This window comes from Actinomyces urogenitalis DSM 15434, assembly GCF_000159035.1.
Classification (GTDB): Bacteria; Actinomycetota; Actinomycetes; order Actinomycetales; family Actinomycetaceae; genus Actinomyces; species Actinomyces urogenitalis.
Genome location: NZ_DS999574.1, coordinates 1,266,988 through 1,288,617, shown reverse-complemented (window position 1 = coordinate 1,288,617; position 21,630 = coordinate 1,266,988). Strand labels below are relative to the sequence as shown.

Genomic DNA, 21,630 nt, shown 5'->3' with positions numbered 1-21,630 from the left:
CTGCCTCAGGCGGCCTCGCCGGTGGGCGCAGCCACCAGAGCAGCCTCGACCGTGGCACGGACCTCGGCCGCAGCCGTCGCCGCAGGCACGCTACGACGCTCGCCGCTGCGCCGGTCACGGATCTCCACCGTGCCCTCCTTGGCTAGGTCGCGGCCGACGACGACGGTGAAGGGGACGCCCAGCAGCTCACTGTCCGCAAACTTCACGCCCGCCGAGACCTTCCTGCGGTCGTCGTAGAGGACCTCCAGGCCTGCGGCGTCCAGCTCGCGAGCCAAGGCGTGGGCGGTGGCGAAGACCTGCTCGTCCTTACCGGTGGCCAGGACCTGGACGTGGTAGGGCGCAACCTGGATGGGCCAGGCGAGCCCGCGCTCGTCGTGGTTGGCCTCGGCCAGCGCAGCCATGACGCGGCTGACGCCGATGCCGTAGGAGCCCATGGTGACCACGCGCGCCTTGCCGTTCTCGTCCAGCACCGTAAAGCCGAGCGCCTGGGCGTACTTGCGGCCGAGCGCGAAGATGTGCCCGACCTCGATGCCGCGCTCCAGGTGCAGGGGGCCCGAGCCGTCAGGGGCGAGGTCGCCCTCGCGCACCTCGGCGGCCTCGATCGTGCCGTCAGCCTCGAAGTCGCGGCCCTTGACCAGGTGCAGGACGTGCTTCTTCAGCTCGTTGGCGCCAGTCACCCAGCTCGTGCCGTCCACGATGCGGGGGTCGAGCAGGTAGCGCACCGAGCCGGTGAGGACCTCGCGCCCCTGCTCGTCAGTCTCGGTGCGGCGCAGAGGGGAGTTGGGGCCGATAGCCTGCGGGCCGATGTAGCCGGGTACCAGCTCGGGATGGGTCTTGAAGTCCTCCTCGCTGGCCATCTCGACCTCGGCGGGGGCCACGGCCGCCTCCAGGCGCTTCATGTCCACCTCGCGGTCGCCGGGCACTCCGACCACGAGCAGCTCGCGCTCGCCATGGGGGTGGATGAGGACGACGACGACGTTCTTGAGCGTGTCCGCTGCCGTCCACTCCCGCCCGTCAGGACGCGGGTAGGTGCTGTTGCACAGGTCCACCAGGGAGTCGATGGTCGGGGTGTCGGGGGTAGCGACCACCTGGGGCGCAGGCTCGGCGGAGGCGTCGACGCTCGGCGGCACCGGAGTCGTGACGGCCTCGGCGTTGGCCGCGTAGCCGCCGTCGGAACGCACGAAGGTGTCCTCACCGATCGGCGAGGGGTGGAGGAACTCCTCGGAGTGCGAGCCGCCCATGGCGCCGGCCATGGCGTTGACGGGCACGTACTCCAGGCCCAGGCGGCGGAAGATGCGCTCATAGGCGTCACGGTGGCGCTGGTAGGAGGCGTCCAGCCCGGCGTCGTCGACGTCGAAGGAGTAGGAGTCCTTCATGATGAACTCACGCCCGCGGATCAGGCCCGCGCGCGGGCGGGCCTCGTCACGGTACTTGGTCTGGATCTGGTACAGGGTGGCGGGCAGGTCCTTGTAGGAGGAGAACATGTCCTTGGCCAGGAGGGTGAACATCTCCTCGTGGGTGGGGGCCAGCAGGTAGTCCCCGCCCTTGCGGTCCTGCAAGGTGAAGAGTGTGGGGCCGTACTCGTCCCAGCGCTGGGTCGCTTTGTAGGGCTCAGCCGGCAGGAGGGCAGGGAAATGGACCTCCTGACCGCCCATGCGGTTCATCTCCTCACGCACGATCGCCTCGATCTTGCGCACGACGGCCAGGCCCAGCGGCAGCCAGGTGTAGATGCCTGGGGCGGTGCGGCGGATGTAGGAGGCACGCACGAGCAGCTTGTGGCTGGCGACCTCGGCATCGGCGGGGTCCTCACGCAGGGTACGGATGAAGGCGGTCGAGAGAGTCTGAAGCACGGTGCGATCTTACGTGGTCCCAGGACCTGGCTCTCGCCAGCCGCCTGGCAGATCCTGTGTCACGTGCTCTCAGCCGGCAGCGGGCAGGTGCGGGGCGATGGGCCGCAGGGCACGGGGGAGGGCCTCGCCCACGACAGGATCGTCCAGCCCTGGGTGCGCTCCCGGCGGCCAGTACCGCAGGTCCTCGCTCCTAGTCCAGATGACGCGTCCGCTGGTGCCTGTCTCCAGGGTCTCCAGGCTGATGGCAGCCAGGTCACGGTCCCGGATGACGACGGCGGTCCTAGCCCTCATGCCCTCGCCATCCGCGTCCCACCGCGGGCTGGTCTCGATGAGGCGCCACACCGTGCCCTGAGCCAGCACGTGCCAGCTCGACGGCCACCAGCCCTCCAGCCCCTCGCACAGGGGCGCCTCGACCACGCCTCCCTCCGCCAGCGATGGCGAGGGCACAACGTGCAGCCGCCTGACACCCTCCAGGAGCTGACCTGCGAGAGCGGCTCGTTCGCCGTGCCCCGCACCGGGGGGCTGCGTCGGAGCAGCCTTCCTGCGCGACAGGCCGCGGGCACGTGCTCACGACCGAGGGGTCTCTCATGACGACCTCGTCCTCCCCCAGCCGCCAGGCCACGCAAGCCAGGTCGTCGTCGGTCTCCTGGGCCTCGTTGACGACCTGGAGGGTCTCGACCGGGCGTGAACCGGGCCAGCTCACTGTCTCCGCCCGTCCTGGCAGGAGGACGCAGGCCAGGCTCGCCTGCGGCCAGCCACCCAGCACCGGGACGACGGAGCCGCCAGGGCGCCCGTGACCTGGCGTCGGCCACGGGATGACGAGAACTGCGCTCACGGTCGCCTCCTAGGCTGTCGTCCTGGCCGCCGCCTCCGCCTCGGCTGCTGCCCGGCGGCAGGAGCCAGAGGCTCGATGACGACCTCATGCTACCGGGACACCGGCTCGCGGCGGTTGCCGATCAGGAGGGCCGCCGTCCCTAGAGCAGCACCGTGGCGAAGGTGCCGACCTGCTCAAAGCCAAGGCTGCGGTACAGGCCCAGCGCCGGGGCGTTGAAGTCGTTGACGTACAGGCTCACCGTCCCGCCTGGCCCCACGTGGTCCCGACGCACCGCGTCCACGGTGGCCGCCAGCGCCACGCTCGCCACTCCCCTGCCTCGAAGGTCCGGGCGTGTCCACACGCCCGTCAGCTGGGCGACGCCCGGCTGCTGCCCCGGAGGGCTCCACAGCGCCCCGACGTCGGCCTTGAAGGCCACTGATCGCGGCCCACCAGGCAGCGGCGGGCGACCTTCGCCGTCGTCGATGACGACGTAGCTGCGCCCCATGGCCACCAGCCAGTCCACGTGGCGGGCGTAGGAGCCGCCGGCGCTCGTCGGGTCGTAGCCGAGCTCAGAGGTGAACATCGCGACCGAGGCAGGCAGGACCAGGGACTCCTCCCCCAGCTGCGCGTCGCGCAGCACCCTGGCGATCCACTCCAGGCCCGGGCGGCGAGCCAGCGCACGGCCCGTCAGCCCACCTGCGACCGGGGGCGAAACGAGCAGAGGCTGGTTCCACCGCTCCTCACGTGATCGGGTCCCGCCCTCAGCCAGGGCCTGCCACACAGGCTCGACGTCGCGCACCGGGCCGAACACCGACCCTCGGTTGACCAGGCGACGACGTGCGTGGTCAGCCAGTGCCCTCACCTGGGCACGGCTCGCGCCATCGTGGCCAAGCTCGGCGCGCGCGCCCAGTCCGAAGGGAATGACTGAGCCGGTGGCCCAGGCTCCTCCGTCTGGACGGCCCACGCGCCCGGCCACGACGACGTCGCCGTGCCCCCAGCGGTTCCATCGCAGCAGCTGGTGAGCCAGGTTGGCACCGCCCACGGGGTCGAGGGCACACAGAGCCAGCAATCCGTCAGCCTGGTCGCGGCCCACGGAGGTGAGGGGGCGGTTGAGGATCCTCATCGTCAGTGCCTCAAGGACGAGGCCCGCACCGCGAGGCCCGTCCCGGCGGGGAGCGTCAGGCTCAGCCAGCCGTGACGACGGCGGGGCTGGTGCCGGCCAGCGCCTCCTCGCCCATCTCGGAGCGCATCTGCTCGGCCATCTCCTGGGCGTGGCGCAGCAGGGTCTCAACCACCTGGTCCTCGGGCACGGTCTCGACGACCTTGCCGTGGACGAAGATCTGGCCCTTGCCGTTGCCCGAGGCGCACCCCAGGTCCGCCTCGCGGGCCTCACCCGGGCCGTTGACGACGCAGCCCATGACGGCCACGCGCAGCGGGGCCTGGACGTCCTTGAGGCCTTCCTCAACCTTCTCGGCGAGGTTCCACACGTCCACCTGGGCGCGGCCGCAGGAGGGGCAGGAGACGATCTCCAGCTTGCGCTCACGCAGGCCCATGAACTCCAGGAGCTTGGTGCCCACCTTGACCTCCTCCACCGGAGGGGCGGACAGGGAGACGCGGATGGTGTCCCCAATGCCCTGGGCGAGCAGGGTACCGAAGGCGGCGCAGGACTTGATCGTGCCCTGGAAGGCCGGGCCGGCCTCGGTCACGCCCAGGTGCAGGGGCCAGTCACCCTGCTCGGACAGGAGCTGGTAGGCCTGGACCATGGTGACGACGTCGTGGTGCTTGACGGAGATCTTGAAGTCGTGGAAGCCGCACTCCTCGAACAGGCCCGCCTCCCACACGGCCGACTCGACCAGGGCCTCGGGGGTGGCCTTGCCGTACTTCTTGAGCAGACGCGGGTCCAGGGAACCGGCGTTGACGCCGATGCGCAGGGAGACACCGGCGTCAGAGGCGGCCTGGCAGATCTCCTTGACCTGACCGTCGAACTTGCGGATGTTGCCAGGGTTGACGCGCACGGCGCCGCAGCCGGCCTCGATGGCCTGGAAGACGTACTTGGAGTTGAAGTGGATGTCCGCGATGACGGGGATACGGGACTGCTTGGCGATGATCGGCAGGGCCTCAGCGTCCTTGTCCGTGGGGCAGGCCACGCGCACGATGTCGCAGCCCGCTGCCGTCAGCTCGGCGATCTGCTGGAGGGTGGCGCCGATGTCATGGGTCTTGGTGGTGGTCATCGACTGCACCGAGATGGGAGCATCCCCGCCCACCTCGACGTCACCGACCCGGATCTTGCGGGTGGCGCGGCGCAGGGCCAGAACAGGGCGCTCCTCGCGCACAGTCGGAATACCAAGAGCGATCGCTTGAGTCACGGCGTCCAGTATGGCACCACGACCAAGGCTCCTGACCATGGCACCGAGCGCAGCGGTGTGGGATCCAGCGCACCAGCATCCCAGGACCGGTCAGGGGCCGGATAGACGGGCGCCAAGGCGTCAGAGGAGTCAGAAGGGCACAACCGCGTCGAGCAGCTCGGCCAGGCCTAGCTCATGAAGCTCGGGCGGATAGCCATGGGGCTCAAAGTCACCTGCCCGTTGGCCAGGCCGAGGGCCCCGAGTCTCCAGGCAGGGTCGGCCTTGGTAGCTGGGGCGGCCTGGGTAGCCGGGGCGGCCTCGCTCCGGGGCATCTGGGGCCGATGCCCGATGATCGGGCCCTGCTGCCGGGCTAGAACCATCCTGACCCCGGGTCAGAGCAGGATCATCCCGCCCTGCTACCGGACCAGAACCACCCTGACCCCGGACCGAAGCACCACCGTGCCAGCCCGGTGCCGGGCTAGAACCATCCCATCCTGAAACCGAAGCCTCATCATCCCAACCCAGTGCCAGGCCGCAGCTGGAGGACAGCCCTCGTTCCAGCCGAGCAAGGACCTCATCCGTGACCGCGCGCTCCAGCGCCCTCGCGACAGGATGCTCGTCCTGCTGATGCTGTCGCGGCCCCACTCTCGCGGCGAGCATCGTGATCCTGCCGTCCGGGTCTCTGCGGTAACGAGCCCCCGTGGGCGTACGCCAGACCAGGCCGCCGTCAGCCGTACGCGTCAGTGACCACCCTGGTGAGTGCTTGAGGTAGTGATGGGCCTGGCACAAGAGCGTGAGGTTGTCCAAGGAGGTTGTTCCTCCTTGAGACCAGGGGCGGATATGGTCGATATCGCATCTCCTGGCTGGCACCTCACAGCCAGGGTGCGTGCAGGAGGCATCGCGGGTGCGCACCGCATCAGCCAAGGCCGCGGGAGGCCGGTAACGCCGACGCCCGACATCGAGAACGGCTCCACTGACCGGGTCCGTGACAAGACGCCGCCAGGTGCCACCTGCCGCCAGGGCAGCAGCCACGACTGCAGGGACAGGAGTGCTGTACCCACCGATACTCAGCACCGCGCCCACTGGGCTTCCCGTTGCTTCGGCGTTCCCTGCGACCCCCGGGAGTCTCGCGCTTCCCGCGCTTCGCACAGTCCCGGTGCCCTCTGCGCTCACCGGGCTCTCTGTACCGCCTGCGGGCTGCGCGCAGTGAACCGGGTGATCCTGTGAGGCTTCCAGCTCCTGGAACCTGGCGAGAGTGTCCGCGGGCACGGTGACATCGACATGGATCTGCAGGCCAGAGGGAAAGAGCACCCGGCCGACGCCAGAGGGCGTCCACCAAGGGCTGGTACAGGAGACAAGTCGACTCAAGGAGGCTACAAGGGCATCCACAGGTACGCCGTCAGGAAGCAGCCGCGCAGGGTCAAGGACTGACGGCACGCGGTTCTCGCCACCATAGGCACTGCCATCGCTGGCAGGAACATGAACCTGGTCATCCCGAGCAGAAGCACGAACCTGGTCACCATGAGAACTGTTGAGCTGACTCTCATACCCCTGTGCCGCACTCCTACCCGGCTCGGAGCGATCCCGAACAGCCTCGTGCTGCCTACCGCGCACGAGGTCGAGGCTCATGCTCACCAAGGCGTCCGCACGCAGCTGCGAGAGCGTGCGCCCGTCTCCCATCGCCCGGGCCGAAGCTGCGACGGCTTCCAGGGCGGCGTCCAGCAGATAGGCGTCCGGGGTGGGCAGGAGCATCCTCATCTCGCTCGTGCCGACCCCTGCGGGACGAGGGCGCGTGACGTGACGACCCGCCGTGTCACGGCGACGCCTCCGTGAGACGCCCTCAGGGTCCAGTGCCGCCAGGGCCTTGTCCAGGTCTCGTGCCAGCTGAGCGTGCGTGCGGTGCGCCGCCTGCTCCAGCACCTGCTCCTGCACCTGGAGGCACAGCTCGCTTCCCACGCCGTCCAGCCGCCGCCCACACAGCGAGAACTTGGCGGAGTCGATCAGGCCTGCATGGAACATGCCTCCAGCGAGAGACAGGTCAGGCTGGCACAACGCCTCACCACGCTCGATCATGTCACTGGCCCGCCGACGCGAGATCCCCAGCCGGCAGGCGATCTCGCTCGACGCGCTCATCCGGGCCTCGTCCTGGCTCATGAGGGCCGCGGCAGACACCCCACCCGCCCCGCTGACCTCCTCACCGCCGCGGGACAGGCACCGGCTCAGCGCCGCTGCCATCAGCGACTGCGCCCACCCGGCCCAAGCAGACAATCGGGTGCAGGCATCCACCAGCTCGCGCAGGGAGTCTGGATCCAGACGAGCCAAAGACTCCACGAGCCCCAGGGTCTCGCCGCGAGCCAGCCCCGATCCCGTGCCCTGCGCGAGATCCTCACCAGCACCTGAGCTCACACCGTTAGCCGCCTGCTCTGCCCCAGCCGCGACGAGCCGCTCGATCAGTCCTGCCAGCGAGGCTCCCGGGGTCATTGCAGCGAGGTACTCGGCAGCCTCGGTCTGTGCATCAGCCCGAGCGCCACCACAGGCCTGAGCGCCAGCCTCATTGCCCGCACCCCAGGCATCTGTCACAGGCCGCGAGCTCTCTCGGTCCGCCCCGCCGTCGGGTGCGAACCGAGACTCAGAGCCTCTCACCTCGAACATATGTACAGTCTACCTGCATCGCCCCTCATGGACAAGATCATCAAGGGCCTCAGATCATGTCAGATACTCATCCATGATGAGTGCGACTCAGATAGCGCTCATCATCGGGAAAATGCTCGTTACCTTGTTGGTGGTTCCGGATGGTCCGGGGCTGGGCAAGCCGCTTCCAGCACGGCGCCCTACCCCTGTCTACGCCATGATCCCGGCGTCCCGATGCGCCCCCTCGGTCTCACGGGTCTGCTATGAGCGCAAACGCGCCCAAGGGCAAGCGACACGCCCAGGTCGTACCCGCCGTCGCTACCCCACCGTGCCCTTCACCCCCCACCAACACGGCCCACGCTCTTCCCTCGCTACCCCTCCACCGCGTTCGCTACCCCACCGCGCCCTTCGCTACCCCGCAGCACGCGCTACGGGGTAGCGACCGGCACAAGAGGTAGCCGACGACAGGAGGGGGTAGCAGTGGACGCCATGGGGTAGCGAGGCAAGCGAGATCCGGCCCGCACACTCACGGTCGAGCGACGCCAAGGGGTAGCGAACACGGGCACCGGGTAGCGACAGACAGAACGGGGTAGCGACATCCAGCGCGCCCCGCGCACGCGCGCACCGCCGCCGCTTGACAAACCGCACAGGGGCACCGCACTCACAAAAACCGCAGTCAGGACAGCGGCACGACAGTCACGACAGCGGCGCGACGATGTCCACCCAGATGAGCACCAGCGCCATGACGACGAGCAGCACGAAGACAACCTGCCCCAGCGGCAGCATGCGCGCCGTGTCCACGTACCCAGGATCCGGGAGCCCCCGCAGCCGGGCCCAGCAACGGCGCAGCCCCTCCCAGCACGCACCAGCCACATGGCCCCCGTCCAGAGGCAGCAGGGGAATGAGGTTGAAAGCGAAAAGCGCAAGGTTGAGCGAGCCCAGGAGCGAGAGCATGGAGAACAGGCGCGCAGAAAAGGGCACCGCGCCCGTCTGGGCCCCGGCGCTGGACACCTCGCCGGCGATCCGCCCCATCCCCACCAGGCTGATGAGCCCCTGCGGGCTGCGTTCCTCCAGTCCCAGACCTGCAGCCACAGCGTGGTAGAGCCCCGTCGGGATCGTCACGATCGCCTTGAGCGTCTGCCCGACGGCGGAGACCACCTGCCCGGCGACCTCACCCGCCGGCACCCGGATCGTGCCGAGCGCCGGGCCGATACCCACGTAGGCACGCTCCTGCGTCACGACCTGGCCAGCGGAGTCCTTGGCGAGCGTGCCGTCCTCGGCGTACACCGCCCGCTGAGCCAGGACCGGCGTGACCTGGACACTGAGCTGCTCCCCGTCACGCTCGACCACCACCGTGGCTGTCTGCGCACCGCCGTCGGCAATGGCCTGCTGGACCTCGGACCACTGCGAGACAGCAGCGCCGTTCCAGGAGACGATCTCGTCCCCGACCTGCAGACCCGCCTGTGCGGCAGGCGAGGCAGGATCGTCCTGGCCGCACTGCTGGGCCTGGGAGGCGCTCGTCAAGTCACGCTCGGCCGGGACGCAGGACGAGACCGTCGCCAGGGTCGAGGTGTACCCGGGCTGGCCCACAACCCCCATGGCCACGGCCAGCAGCACGATGCCCAGGACCAGGTTCGTCAGGATGCCTCCGGCCATGACCACCAGCTTGCGTGGCACGCTGAGCCGGTAGAAGGCACGTTCCTGCTCGTCTGGTCCCAGCTCCCCGAGGGACTCCTCACGGGCCTGCGCCACCGAGGAGCCTGGCTTGTCCGGGCGAGAAGGAGATGCCGGCGGCAGCATGCCGAGCAGGCGCACATAGCCACCCAGCCAGATCGCCTTGACCCCATACTCAGTCTCGCCACGTCTAAAGGACCACAGGCGCGGGCCGAAGCCGATGAAGTACTCCGGCACCTTCACCCCAAAGCGCTTGGCCGGAATCATGTGCCCCAGCTCGTGCAGCGCCACGGACAGCCCGATACCGATGATGAGGATGACAATGCCCAGGACGTAAGCAAACGTCGCGTTCACGAGCAGGCTCCCTTCAAGCCGAGCGGCGCTGGGAGATCAGCTCCTCGGCACGCCCCCGCGCCCAGGTCTCTGCCTCAAGCACGGCCTCCAGGTCCACCGACTGGTCGGCACTGGCCTGGTGGTCCTGGACCACCTGCGCGTCGATGTCCACGATGTCCGTCCACGCCAGGCGCCCGTCCAGGAAGGCGGCCACCGTCTGCTCGTTGGCGGCGTTGAGGACTGCCGGGTGGGTCGGCGAGGCCGCCACGGCACTACGAGCCAGGTCGACGGCGGGGAAAGCCTCGGTGTCCAGCGGCTCAAAGTCCCAGCTCGTGAGACTCTGCCAGCTGTTGGGCCGCACCAGGCCAGCCAGGTCCGCACGCTCGGGCCAGGTCAGGCCCAACGCGATGGGCAGGCGCATGTCCGGAGGCGAGGCCTGGGCGATCGTGGCGCCGTCGATGAACTCAACCATCGAGTGAATGACCGACTGAGGATGGACGACGACGGCGATGTCAGCCGGGTCGACATCGAAGAGCAGGTGGGCCTCAATAAGCTCCAGGCCCTTGTTGATCAGGGTCGAGGAGTTGACGGTGACCACCGGTCCCATCGCCCAGGTGGGGTGGGCCAAGGCCTGGGCGGCTGTCACGGTGGTCAGCTCGCTGCGCCGTCGTCCGCGGAAGGGACCGCCTGAGGCCGTGAGCACGAGGCGGCGGACTTCGCTGCGTCCGGTCAGGACAGGGGAGGTCAGCCCCTTACCGTGCAGGCCCGAACGCAGGCACTGGGCGATAGCCGAGTGCTCGGAGTCGACCGGCACGATCTGCCCGGGGCGGCGCATGGCCTGGCGGACCAGCGCGCCGCCGACAACGAGGGACTCCTTGTTGGCCAGCGCCAGGGTCGCCCCGCTCGCCAGGGCGGTCAAGGTCGGCACCAGACCAACCGAGCCGGTCACGCCGTTGAGGACCGTGTCACTCTCACCGAGCTGTGCGGCCCGGATGAGGTCACTGGCCGCCGTCGGACCGGTGAGGATCTCGCGCACCGGGTCCGCCACCCCGGCCTCGCGCGCCGCGTGCGCCAGGTGCTCGCGCAGCTGCACCGCCACGGCAGGGTCCGGGGAGGCGACGGCGAGCAGCGGCACCTCGTAGGCCACCGCCTGCTGAGCGAGCAGCGCCAGGTGCCCGCCTCCGGCTGCCAGACCGGCAACGCGCGGCGCTAGCCCTTCCTCACCCTGTGCCAGGCGCGAGACGACCTCAAGCGCCTGGGTTCCGATCGAACCGGTTGAGCCCAGCAGGACCAGACGACGTGCCCCGCTCTGCGTGGATGCCACGACTCCGCTCACTCCACTGACAGCAGGACCTCAACCACACGGGCGAGGTAGCGATCGACCGAGGCCTCGTCATAGGCCCTGGAGCGGCGAGCGGCGGAGAAGACCGTGCCACGCACCTGACTGGCGGTCAGCGGGGCCTGGGAGTCGAAGTAGGCAGCCACCTGGTCCATGAGGGCGTCGACGTCCTGCTTGGCGTAGCCGATGCGCTCAGCCGGGCTGAAGCGCTCCCCCACCGGTCGCAGCAGACGCGGGTAGAGGGTCGTGGCCAGCTCCGCGACCTGGTCCATCCAGGCCTGGCGACCGTGCTCCGCGACGAAGTCCGCCCGGCGACGCTGGAGGAAAGCCGCCTCCAGGCGGTCCAGGGCGGCGTCGACGGCATCGGCCTGGTAGCCACCGCGCACGATGTCGAAGGCAACCGTGCGCACGCCCTCGGAGTCCATCTCCTCGACCTCTCCGGCGTCGTAGATCTCGTGAGCGGTAGCGAAGTAGTGATCGACCTGCTCTGCCCGGTAGCCCCGACGCATGAGACCCGCCTTGGGGAACATGTCGCTCATCGCCTTGTCCTTGCCCTCTCCTGGTTGAGTACCTCGGTGGCCAGCTGACCACAGGCACCGTCGATGTCGCTGCCTCGGGTGTCACGGACCGTGGTGGTGATACCCGCCCGCCGAAGTGTATCCACGAACAGCTCCTGCACGTCCGGCTCTGAGCAGGTCCAGATGGAACCGGGCGTCGGGTTGAGCGGGATGGGGTTGACATGTGCCCAGCCGCGACCACGGGCGTTGAGCTCGTCGGCGAGCAGCTGAGCACGCCAGGCGTGGTCGTTCATGTCCTTGATGAGCGCGTACTCGATGGACACGCGGCGCCCGGTCGTGGAGTAGTAGTCGTAGGCGGCGTCAAGCAGCTCGCCGACCTTCCACTTGGAGTTGATGGGGATGAGCTCATCGCGCAGCTCGTCGTCAGGGGCGTGCAGGGACACAGCCAGCGTCACCGGCATCCCCTCGGTGGAGAGCTTGCGGATCAGCGGTACCAGGCCCACCGTGGAGACCGTGATACCGCGCGCGGACATCCCGAAACCCTCCGGCGCCGGGGAGGTCAGGCGCCGCAGGGCGGCGACGACGTTCTTGTAGTTGATCATCGGCTCGCCCATGCCCATGAAGACCACGTTGGACAGGCGTGCCGGCCCGCCCGTGAGGTCCCCCCGCTCGGAGACCTGGGCGGCGTGACGCACCTGCTCAATGATCTCGCCGGTGGACAGGTTGCGGGTCAGCCCCATCTGGCCGGTGGCGCAGAAGGGACAGGCCATGCCGCAGCCGGCCTGGGAGGACACGCACAAGGTGGTGCGGTCCTTGTAACGCATGAGGACGGACTCCACCCTCACGCCGTCGTGCAGCTCCCACAGGTGCTTGATGGTGCGCCCGCCGTCGGCGCGCAGCGCACGGACCTCGTGGATGAGGTCAGGCAGGAGCTCGGCCGCCAGCTGCTCGCGCTGGGAGGCGGGCAGGTCGGTCATGTCCTGGGCGTCACGGGTGAAACGGGTGAAGTAGTGGCGCGAGAGCTGGTCGGCTCGGAAGGCGGGCAGGCCGGCGTCCTTGAGGACCGCCTTGCGACCGGCCAGATCGAGGTCGGCCAGGTGGCGCGGGGCCTTGCCCTTGGGAACGGGGACCGCGAAGGACAGCCGCGGCTTGGCGTCCGGTGAGGTCGCGCCCTCCGGGGCCTGGTCGGTGGGCATGACCTGGACCTCGCCGGCGGGGCGGGGACGACGGCGCAGCGCCACCGGCTGGGGCGCTCGGCGACGCGGGGAGTCCTGACGGTCACTCACAGCAGATAGGTTCCTCTCGACCTGGAGCCAGCCCGTGCGGGCAGACGAATCCGCGCCGGGCGCGAGGACGAGGGTACCCGCCACGTGGCGCACACGCCGCAGCGCCCGTCACACCTGCCTCTCAGGCAGCACCCGGGGCCGCCAGTCCTCGCTAGCCCAGCAGCAGGCTGGCGAGGTAGACCACAGGAGCCGTCACGAGGATGGAGTCCAGACGGTCCATGATGCCCCCGTGTCCTGGCAGCAGCGTGCCCATGTCCTTCAGCCCCAGGTCCCGCTTGAGCAGCGACTCCCCCAGGTCCCCGAGGGTAGAGACCACCACGACGACGGCGCCCAGGACTCCCCCCGCCCACACGGGCGCGTCCAGCAGCCACAGGCACAGGCATCCCGCACCGACCGCGGCCAGGAGGGAGCCGGCAAAGCCCTCCCAGGACTTCTTCGGCGAGACGCTCGGTGCCATCGGGTGACGCCCGAAGGTGATTCCGGCGAGCCATCCACCGGTGTCATTAGCGGCCGGCAGGGCGATGAGGGTGAGGACCTTGCCGACCCCGTGGTCCTGGGAGACCAGCAGCACGCCGAAGCCCGCGAGCAACGGCAGGTAGGTGGCGGCAAAGACCGCCGCCGAGGCGGCCACCGAGCGCGAGCGGCGCACCTCGTCATGCGCGGCGGTGCGAGGCACGCCGTCATGATCGCCGGCCTCCAGGGCCGTGCCGGTCTCAGCCTCGGCCTGGTCCAGGAAGCACCACAGCACGCAGGCACCCGCCGTAGCGATGTAGGCACCGAAGGCGGCCTCGGCACCGATCGTCCAAGCGCTCACGGCCACCCCGACCGTGCCGATCCACAGCGGTGCCAGCGGCAGGCGGATGTCCTTGCGGGCAAAGGCTCCGGCCAGCTCCCACAAGGCGCCACACACAGCCACCACAACCAGGAGGACGAAGAGCACCTTGTCCACCAGCAGGCAGGCCAGCACGACCCCGATGAGCACCGCTGCAACCCCGAGCGCCGCCGGCAGGTTGCGTCCCGCGCGCCCGGTGGAGGGCAGCGGAGGACGGTTGCGCGTGGGCGGCGGGGTCAGCAGGGTGCTCAGCACGGTCATACGACAAGCCTGGGGAAGCGGTACGGGAGCTGCAGGGCGGCAGAGATCTGGGGCCTCAGACCTCCAGGAGCTCGGCCTCCTTGGCCGTCAGGGCGGCGTCGATAGACTCGACGAAGCGCTTGGTCAGCGCGTCGAGGTCCCCCTCAGCACGCTTGACATCGTCCTCACCGGCCTCGCCATCCTTCTTGATGGCCTCCAGCTCCTTCTTGGACTTGCCTCGGATGCCACGCACCTGGATACGCGACTCCTCCGCCCGCGAGCGCGCGAGCTTGACGTAGTCCTTGCGGCGCTCTTCGGTCAGGGCCGGGAGGGTGACGCGGATGACCGTGCCGTCATCGGTCGGGTTGACACCCAGGTCCGACTCGCGGATCGCCGAGGTGATCTCCTTCATCGCGCCGCGGTCGAAGGGGCTGACAATGACGGTACGCGCCTCAGGGATAGTGATCGAGGCGAGCTGCTGCAGCGGAGTCGGGGCGCCGTAGTAGTCGACCACGATCGAGTTGAACATGGAGGGGTTGGCACGGCCGGTGCGGATGGCAGCGAGCTCACGCTTGGCGGCGTCCAGGGCCGCTTCCATCTTCTCTTCGGCCTCGAGCATGACGTCGTCGATCATGGGTCTTCCTTCGGTGTGGGTGGGGTGATCGTCAGGACTGTGCGGACGTGATGAGCCGGTCGGCTCAGGCGGAGGTGGTGACCAGGGTGCCGATCTTCTCCCCCAGCAGTGCCCGGGTGATGTTGCCGGCCTCACCCATGCCGAACACCCGCATGGCCAGGTTGTTGTCCCGGCACAGGGCGAAGGCGGAGGCGTCGACCACCTGCAGGCCGTCAGCCAGGGCACGCTCGTAGGTCAGGTGCTCCAGGAGCTGGGCGCTGGGGTCCTTGCGGGGGTCAGCCGTGTAGACGCCGTCGACGCCGTTCTTGCCCACGAGGAGCTCGTCGCAGTGGCTCTCCAGGGCGCGCTGGGCAGAGACCGTGTCCGTGGAGAAGTAGGGCAGTCCGGCCCCCGCTCCGAAGACGACGACGCGTCCCTTCTCCAGGTGGCGGATGGCGCGCAGGGGGATGTAGGGCTCGGCCACCTGAGTCATGGCAATGGCGGACTGGACACGGGCGGGCACGCCCGCCTTCTCGATGAAGTCCTGCAGGGCCAGGGCGTTCATCACGGTGCCGAGCATCCCCATGTAGTCAGCCCGGGCGCGGTCCAGGCCACGCCGGGACAGCTCGGCCCCACGGAAGAAGTTGCCTCCGCCGACGACGACGGCGACCTGCACGCCCTGGCGCACGGCCTCAGCGATCTGGCAGGCAGCGTCGGAGACGACGTCAGGGTCCAAGCCCACAGCCCCGCCGCCGAAGACCTCACCGGAGAGCTTGAGGAGGACCCGTCGGGGTCGTGGTGCTGCGGCATTCTCCTGCTGCTGGGCGGTCATCAACACTCTCCTGTGCTCTCGTGTGCCCGGTGGCTGGGCTCTCGGTGCGCTCGCGCACCTGGGCAGAGCCTACCCGCTTCGCTCGCCCTCGTCCGACGCCCTGCCTGGTGACGGTGCGTTGCCCTGCACGACGCAGGCAAGGCTGCCGGTCGTCGCACTCGGCGAGGGCCGGCAGCCTCAGCTTCCTACTCAGATGGAGGAAGGTGCTGAGTCAGGAACGTTTTCCTCCACGGCGCACGAGCAGGCCCGCACCGCCCAGGCAGGCCGCCACGAGCACCAGAGCAGCGGCACTTGCACCGGTACGAGCCAAGCCCGTCGCCCGAGTCGTCCGGGGCTTGTCTGCGGCACGAGCGGTAGAGACGGCTCCGGGCTGCTCTGGCTCAGACGGCTCAGAGGGCTCAGAGGGCTCAGAGGGCTCAGGCGAGCCTGGCTCATCAGGCTTGCCAGACGGCTCAGGCGAGCCTGGGCGGGGAAGAATAGTCAGGTCGAAGGAGGTCGAGGCTTCTCGCGGCGCCAGCCCTGTGCCATCACTCTGCTCCAGCACGCTCACCGTGACGTGGTAGGTCTTCTGCTTCGCGATCCCGGTCTGGACGCGGCCCGAGGTCGTCCCGCTCTGGGCGTCGTAGGACAGGCCATGAGGCAGCCCGTTGACCGAGACCGTCCGCTCCAGAGCCGGGTCACCGCCGCCCAAGACCACGGCCAGCGGGTTGATCTCCTCCCCGTCAGTCACGGTGACGTCGTCGATGTCGTCAACGTTCACCGCAGGCGCCTCGCACAGGCCTGGAGCGATGTCAGCCAGCGTGAAGCGCAGATAGGCGACGTCGTGGAAGATCCGGGGCTCATACAGCATCCCGATGGAGCCGTCGGGCTGGACCGCCATCGTCGTGTAACCAGTGCCCCCAGGAATGAGCTCGCGCCGGTGGCTCCAGGTCTTCCCGTCGTCACAGGAGGCCAGGACGGTCCCACTGGTCCGGGCGCCCTGGTTGAACGCACCGGAGTACAGCAGCACCTTGGCGCGGGCCGAGCCCGGCGCAGCGTTGGGGTAGGCGCGGATGACCTGAGCGTTGTTGCCGGAGTCCAGCAGCTGGGTCTCGGCAAAGGGCTCACCCCAAGTGGCGCCGCCGTCCTCAGACAGGGCCACGATACGGTGGCCTCCGCCTGGAGAGGCGTTGGTGGCGCGGGAGTTGAGGATGAGTCGCCCGTCAGAGAGCTCGGCCGCCTTGTTCTCGTTGAAGCGCCACGAGGGCTCGCCCTCGCCGCGAGCCACCGGTACCTCCCTCCCTGCGGTCCAGGTCTGCCCATGGTCGTCAGAGATGACCGACATCGCGACGATCTCGCCGTTGGTGCGCACGCACGCGATCTGCTGAACCAGTCGGCCAGCGAACGGGGCCTGCTTCTTCTGAATCCCCGCCCCGAGGTAGCGAAGCAGGAACGCAGGTCGGTCTTGTCATGGAGAGCCTGGGCCGTGATGACCCGCTGGGTCCAGGTGTGACCGTTGTCCGTCGAGACGGCCAGCCCCAGGTTCATCGTGCGTCGGTTGGTCTCGTCGATCCGACCGTCACCGCCACGGGTGTAGGCCGGGTTGTTGGCGAAGACGCCTGCGTCAAAGCTCTGGACGTGGAAGTTAAAGATCGTCCCGGTCTGGGCGTCGACCACGTAGGAGGGGTCCGAGAAACCGAGGCGGCTGCGCCCATTGGAGTCCCCTTGAGCAAGGACGGTCTCGCGCTGCCAGGTCTTGCCGTTGTCGGTGGAGCGGCGTTGGACGATCCAGTTGGCGTTCGGGGAGTCTCCGCCACCGGCCCCGCCATCAAGCGGACGGCGGTCGTAGGAGGCGAGCAGGTCACCGTTAGGCGCCATGGCGATCGCGGGGATACGAATGTTGTAAGCCCCTTCTCGCGAGACCGACAGGGGCACGGGCCCGCTCACACCTGCCTCCAGCGTGGGGTTGGCGTCAGGGCTCGTGAACGAACCGGCCCGGTCGAACTCGCTGGGACCACCGACCTGGATCTTTTCACCCAACGTCGGCTCAGCAACCAGGACGCCGCCCTGGTACCCGGTGCGGGAGGTGACAGCCCAGGTCACGCTCGGCGTGAAGCTGCCAGCCTCGAGGTCGGCAGCCGTGATGGTGTGCGAGGCGAAGAGGCACTGATCCGAGCCTCCTGCCTTCATCACCGACCAGCGGCAGTTGCTGACGTTGTCCAGGTTGGAGCTGCTCACGAGCAGTGAGCGGTCAGTGCGTGAGTGGTTGGTCGCCACGAGCCGGTAGTCGACCACCTGCCCCAGCTTGTAGACGCCATCGGCCGGCGGGTCTCTGACCACCTCGATCGTCCCGGAGACCACAGGATCGTTCGGATCCCGCGGGTCCTGGCTCACCGAGACCGGGACCGTCACGGAGCCGGTGCCGATGACTCGCGACTCCCCCTGGTCATTGCGCTGCGAGTAGGCGCTGTAGGTGACGGACAAGGTGAAGGCACCGGCCTCGACATCTGCCTCGGTGACCACGTACTGCGCCCTACCGGCGCAGGTCTGAGGCGAGGACGGAGCCATCCACTGCCAGCGGCAGGCCTCGTGGTTCGTCAGCGTCGCGGCGCTGGGGCGCAGCCCGGGATAGCCGCCGGAGGTGTTGGTCACCGTGATGTCGACCGGGACCTGCTCCCCGGCCGTCCATGAGGTGCCGTTGGAGGGAACTCCCGTGACTGCCACGGCGATCGCCACCTCATCGCCAGCAACGGGTTCGGCTGAGGCGGTAGGAGCAAGAGCAGCGGGAAGACAGAGGACAAGTGCCGCAAGCGCGGACACGAGGGTATGGGTTCGTCGTTGACCCATACCCCGATCATCAGACCTCCGACATCACATGTCAACTGAGTTACAAAGAGGTGGGGTGCGGACAGAACACGTCTGTCCGCACCCCACCTCTGACTCACTCACCAGAACACCCTGGTGAGCCAGTGATGATCAGGCGCCGACGCGGAAGCGCACGAAGCCGGTCAGCTCGCCACCAGTGGCCTCGATCACCTTGCCGACCGTGGTCTTGGGGTCCTTGGCGTAGGCCTGGTCGAGCAGGCAGATCTCCTTGAAGAAACCGCCCAGACGGCCCTCGACGATCTTGGCGATCGCCTTCTCGGGCTTGCCCTCGGCGCGCGTGGTCTCCTCGGCGATCTTGCGCTCCTTCTCCACGACGTCGGCGGGGACGTCCTCGCGGCGCAGGTACTGCGGGGAGTAGGCGGCGATGTGCATCGCGACGTCGTGGGCCACCTCAGCAGCCTTGGCGTCGGTGCCGACGAGCACGGCCACCTGGGCCGGCAGGTCGGGGTTGGTGCGGTGCAGGTAGAGGTCAACCTTCTCGGCGGACAGGCGGGCGACGCGGCGCACGACGATCTTCTCGCCGATGACGGCCTGCATGCCGTCGGTCAGGGCCTGGACGGTCTCGCCGTCCACCGGAGCCTGGGCCAGGGCCTCGGCGTCCTCGGCGCCGGAGGCCACTGCGGCGGCCAGGACCTTGTCCGCGAAGTCGATGAACTTCTGGTTCTTGGCCACGAAGTCCGTCTCAGCGTTGATCTCGACCAGGACGCCGACCTGACCGGCCTCACCGTCAACGACGGTGGCGGCGATCAGACCCGCGGAGGCGGAACGGCCCTCGCGCTTGGCGATGCCCTTGAGTCCCTTCACGCGGATGATCTCGACGGCCTTGTCCAGGTCGCCGTCGGCCTCGTCCAGGGCCTTCTTGACGTCCATCATGCCGGCGCCGGTCTTCTCGCGCAGGTTCTTGATGTCAGCAGTGGTGTAGTTCGCCATGGAATCTCTCCTATGAAGCTGGGTAGGAACGGGCGGGACCAGGCTCAGGCCTGCTCGGTGCCGGCCTCGGCAGCCGGGGCAGCCTCAGCGGTCTCGGCGGGAGCGGACTCACCGGCCTCAGCACCGGCCAGGAGCTCAGCCTCCCACTCGGGCAGCGGCTCAGCGTCAGCGGTGCCAGCCTCGACCTCCTCGCCGGTACGGGCGCGGCCGGCCGAACGGGCCAGCAGGCCCTCGGCAGCGGCGTCGGCGACGACGCGGGTCAGCAGCGTGACGGCGCGGATGGCGTCGTCGTTACCGGGGATGCCGTAGGTGACCTCGTCGGGGTCGCAGTTGGTGTCCAGGATCGCGATGACCGGGATGTTGAGCTTGCGGGCCTCGGCGATGGCCAGGTGCTCCTTCTTGGTGTCCACAACCCAGATGGCCGCGGGGAGCTTGGCCATGTCTCGGATACCGCCGAGCGTCTTGGTCAGCTTGTCCTTCTCGCGACGCATCATGAGCAGCTCCTTCTTCGTGCGGCCGGAGCCGGCCACGTCGTCGAAGTCGATCTGCTCGAGCTCCTTCATGCGGTCCAGGCGGGCGCGCACGGTGGAGAAGTTGGTGAGCATGCCGCCCAGCCAGCGCTGGTTGACGTAGGGCATGCCCACGCGCTGGGCCTGCTCGGCCACGGCGGCCTGGGCCTGCTTCTTGGTGCCGACGAACAGGATGTTGCCGCCGCGGGCGACGGTCTCCTTGACGAAGTCGTAGGCGGTGTTGATGCCCTCGACGGTCTTGACCAGGTCGATGACGTAGATGCCGTTGCGCTCGGTGAGGATGAAGCGCTTCATCTTGGGGTTCCAGCGGCGGGTCTGGTGACCGAAGTGGACGCCGGACTCCAGGAGCTGACGCATGGTAACGATGGCCATGACGGTCCTTTCGTTGGGGACGGAGAGGTTGCTCCGCACCCGTGTATCGGGGGACGTGCGCAGGTATCCGCACGTCCCGGTGGGTGGTTCTTCCCTGCAACCGGGTCCGCGAGGACTCGGCTCCGCCCGTGAGGACGGATAGGGCCTGGTGCCCGTGACCCACAGACCACCCACCACCGGTCAGCGGTGGGACCACGGCCGTGGTATCCGAAAGGATGGGCACGCGAAGTCAGCCACTGAGCGACTTCATGAAGCCACGCAGAAGGCTGCGGGCGAGACGATATCACACGCGACGGTGACCTTTCGGCGTCGAGACGGGAAAATCCTGCCCGGCGCGGTGTCGTTCGCGTCACCCTGCTCGGGCTCCACAGGTGCCCGCCGTGACACCCTCCTCCACAGGGCTCGCCCAGGCGCCTCGCGCCCGGTGACCGCGTGGGGCCAGCCTGGTGCCATGCCAACGCCTTCTCCGGCCTGCGAGCCTGCCTGCTGTCCGCGTCCGTCACTTCGCATACTGCCCTCCATCCTCACGCTCGCGCTCGCTCTCGCCCTGCTCCCGGCCTCCTGCCAGCCGCTTCCCGCGGCTGCTCGGGCACCGAGCAGCGGGCCGACGGCGCAGCTGACCGAAGGCATGACGCTCTACTCACCCCGTCCAGGGCGCCTGCACTACCAGTGGCCTACCGGCTCAGCGGCTCGCGTCCTGGAGGCCTTCGACCCGCCCGCCGTACGCTGGGGGTCTGGGCACCGGGGCGTGGACCTGGCGGCCATCGCCGGTCAGGAGATCCGCGCGGCCGGGGCGGGAACAGTCGCCTTCGCGGGGATGGTGGCCGGTCGCCCCGTGATCTCCCTGGACCACGCTGACGGGATCCGCACAACCTACGAGCCGGTCCAGCCGGCCGTTGCCGCCGGTGAGCACGTGGCGGCAGGCGGCCTCATCGGGTACCTCCTGGCCGGGCACCGTAGCGAAGGCGCCGACGCCCTGCATTGGGGCGCGCGGACCAGCCGCCATGTCTACGTCAACCCCCTGCGGCTGATCACGCCGGCGGTCATCCGTCTCAAGCCGCTCTAGGCGCGGGGGGAGGCTCAAAACTCGTGGAGGAGGCGCCGTCCCCTCCAAGCCGCTCTAGGCGCGGGGGAAGGCTTGCTCATAGACCGCGCGCAGCCGCTCGGCACTGACGTGGGTGTAACGCTGCGTCGTGGCCAAGGAGGAGTGTCCCAGCAGCTCCTGGACGCTGCGCAGATCAGCGCCCCCGGACAGCACGTGGGTGGCGGCTGAGTGCCTCAGCCCGTGGGGCCCGAGGTCCGGCACTCCCGCCTCAGCCGCGAGACGGTGGACGACCTGGCGCACCGTGCGTGGATCGACTCGTCCTCCCCTGGCCCCGAGGAAGAGCGCCTGCCCGCTGTCCGGCCTGGCGAGCCGGGCGCGCAGCTGCCACCACCCCTCCAGGGCACGGGCCGCCGGCGTCCCATAAGGCACCACTCGCTCCTTGTTGCCCTTACCCAGCACGCGGACCGTACGTTCACCACGGTCCACGTCGGCCAGGTCGAGCGCGCACAGCTCTGAGACCCGCACGCCGGTGGCATAGAGCATCTCAACCAGGGCCTGGTCGCGCCGGGCCAGGGCGAGGC

At 69.0% G+C, this 21,630-nt stretch carries 17 protein-coding genes; 1 reads left to right on the top strand and 16 read right to left on the bottom strand.

What is annotated here, in order from left to right; all coding sequences use genetic code 11:
• Nucleotides 1-5 precede the first annotated feature (5 nt).
• The 15 genes from HMPREF0058_RS05475 to rpsB all read right to left on the bottom strand — a co-directional run bounded on the left by HMPREF0058_RS05475 (nucleotide 6) and on the right by rpsB (nucleotide 20,004).
• Entirely contained in the window at nucleotides 6-1,850 is a 1,845-nt protein-coding gene (locus HMPREF0058_RS05475) for a proline--tRNA ligase (RefSeq protein WP_006548728.1), read from the bottom strand.
• Between the two features lie 69 nt (nucleotides 1,851-1,919).
• Nucleotides 1,920-2,267, bottom strand: a complete 348-nt coding sequence (locus HMPREF0058_RS05470; RefSeq protein ID WP_006548727.1) for a hypothetical protein — start codon at nucleotides 2,265-2,267, stop codon at nucleotides 1,920-1,922.
• A gap of 557 nt (nucleotides 2,268-2,824) precedes the next feature.
• On the bottom strand, nucleotides 2,825-3,787 hold the full coding sequence (locus HMPREF0058_RS05465; protein ID WP_006548725.1) for a GNAT family N-acetyltransferase: 963 nt from the start codon (nucleotides 3,785-3,787) through the stop codon (nucleotides 2,825-2,827).
• Nucleotides 3,788-3,848: 61 nt separating this feature from the next.
• A complete protein-coding gene (ispG, locus tag HMPREF0058_RS05460; RefSeq protein ID WP_040319541.1) occupies nucleotides 3,849-5,030 on the bottom strand; it encodes a flavodoxin-dependent (E)-4-hydroxy-3-methylbut-2-enyl-diphosphate synthase in 1,182 nt (393 codons plus the stop codon).
• A 129-nt stretch (nucleotides 5,031-5,159) separates the two neighbouring features.
• Nucleotides 5,160-7,142 (bottom strand): HNH endonuclease signature motif containing protein, encoded by a 1,983-nt coding sequence (locus tag HMPREF0058_RS13155; protein WP_391484546.1) that lies wholly within the window; start codon nucleotides 7,140-7,142, stop codon nucleotides 5,160-5,162.
• A 1,194-nt stretch (nucleotides 7,143-8,336) separates the two neighbouring features.
• Complete coding sequence (locus tag HMPREF0058_RS05450) at nucleotides 8,337-9,668, bottom strand: M50 family metallopeptidase (RefSeq protein ID WP_006548722.1); 1,332 nt, start codon at nucleotides 9,666-9,668, stop codon at nucleotides 8,337-8,339.
• Between the two features lie 13 nt (nucleotides 9,669-9,681).
• Entirely contained in the window at nucleotides 9,682-10,971 is a 1,290-nt protein-coding gene (gene dxr / locus HMPREF0058_RS05445) for a 1-deoxy-D-xylulose-5-phosphate reductoisomerase (protein ID WP_024034805.1), read from the bottom strand.
• Between the two features lie 8 nt (nucleotides 10,972-10,979).
• A complete protein-coding gene (locus HMPREF0058_RS05440; RefSeq protein ID WP_006548720.1) occupies nucleotides 10,980-11,525 on the bottom strand; it encodes a DivIVA domain-containing protein in 546 nt (181 codons plus the stop codon).
• Nucleotides 11,522-12,700: a dual-specificity RNA methyltransferase RlmN gene (rlmN, locus tag HMPREF0058_RS05435; protein WP_006548719.1), complete on the bottom strand. Its 1,179-nt coding sequence runs from the start codon at nucleotides 12,698-12,700 to the stop codon at nucleotides 11,522-11,524. Before rlmN ends, HMPREF0058_RS05440 begins: the two co-directional genes overlap by 4 nt.
• 241 nt (nucleotides 12,701-12,941) lie before the next feature.
• A complete protein-coding gene (locus HMPREF0058_RS05430; RefSeq protein ID WP_006548718.1) occupies nucleotides 12,942-13,883 on the bottom strand; it encodes a phosphatidate cytidylyltransferase in 942 nt (313 codons plus the stop codon).
• A 55-nt stretch (nucleotides 13,884-13,938) separates the two neighbouring features.
• Nucleotides 13,939-14,496 (bottom strand): ribosome recycling factor, encoded by a 558-nt coding sequence (frr, locus tag HMPREF0058_RS05425; protein ID WP_006548717.1) that lies wholly within the window; start codon nucleotides 14,494-14,496, stop codon nucleotides 13,939-13,941.
• Nucleotides 14,497-14,560: 64 nt separating this feature from the next.
• Complete coding sequence (pyrH, locus tag HMPREF0058_RS05420; RefSeq protein WP_006548716.1) at nucleotides 14,561-15,307, bottom strand: UMP kinase; 747 nt, start codon at nucleotides 15,305-15,307, stop codon at nucleotides 14,561-14,563.
• A 211-nt stretch (nucleotides 15,308-15,518) separates the two neighbouring features.
• The gene (locus HMPREF0058_RS11765; RefSeq protein WP_006548715.1) at nucleotides 15,519-16,658 is read right to left on the bottom strand and encodes a putative Ig domain-containing protein; all 1,140 of its coding nucleotides are present in this window, start codon (nucleotides 16,656-16,658) and stop codon (nucleotides 15,519-15,521) included.
• Between the two features lie 1,604 nt (nucleotides 16,659-18,262).
• Nucleotides 18,263-19,102: a translation elongation factor Ts gene (gene tsf / locus HMPREF0058_RS05410; protein WP_006548714.1), complete on the bottom strand. Its 840-nt coding sequence runs from the start codon at nucleotides 19,100-19,102 to the stop codon at nucleotides 18,263-18,265.
• A 44-nt stretch (nucleotides 19,103-19,146) separates the two neighbouring features.
• A complete protein-coding gene (rpsB, locus tag HMPREF0058_RS05405) occupies nucleotides 19,147-20,004 on the bottom strand; it encodes a 30S ribosomal protein S2 (protein ID WP_006548713.1) in 858 nt (285 codons plus the stop codon).
• 628 nt (nucleotides 20,005-20,632) lie between these two features.
• Between rpsB and HMPREF0058_RS12060 the strand changes: the two genes are divergently transcribed.
• Complete coding sequence (locus tag HMPREF0058_RS12060; protein ID WP_248596999.1) at nucleotides 20,633-21,070, top strand: M23 family metallopeptidase; 438 nt, start codon at nucleotides 20,633-20,635, stop codon at nucleotides 21,068-21,070.
• 54 nt (nucleotides 21,071-21,124) lie between these two features.
• Here HMPREF0058_RS12060 and HMPREF0058_RS05395 read toward each other — a convergent pair.
• Nucleotides 21,125-21,630: tyrosine-type recombinase/integrase (locus tag HMPREF0058_RS05395; RefSeq protein WP_006548711.1), on the bottom strand; the 506-nt coding region annotated here is incomplete at its 5' end.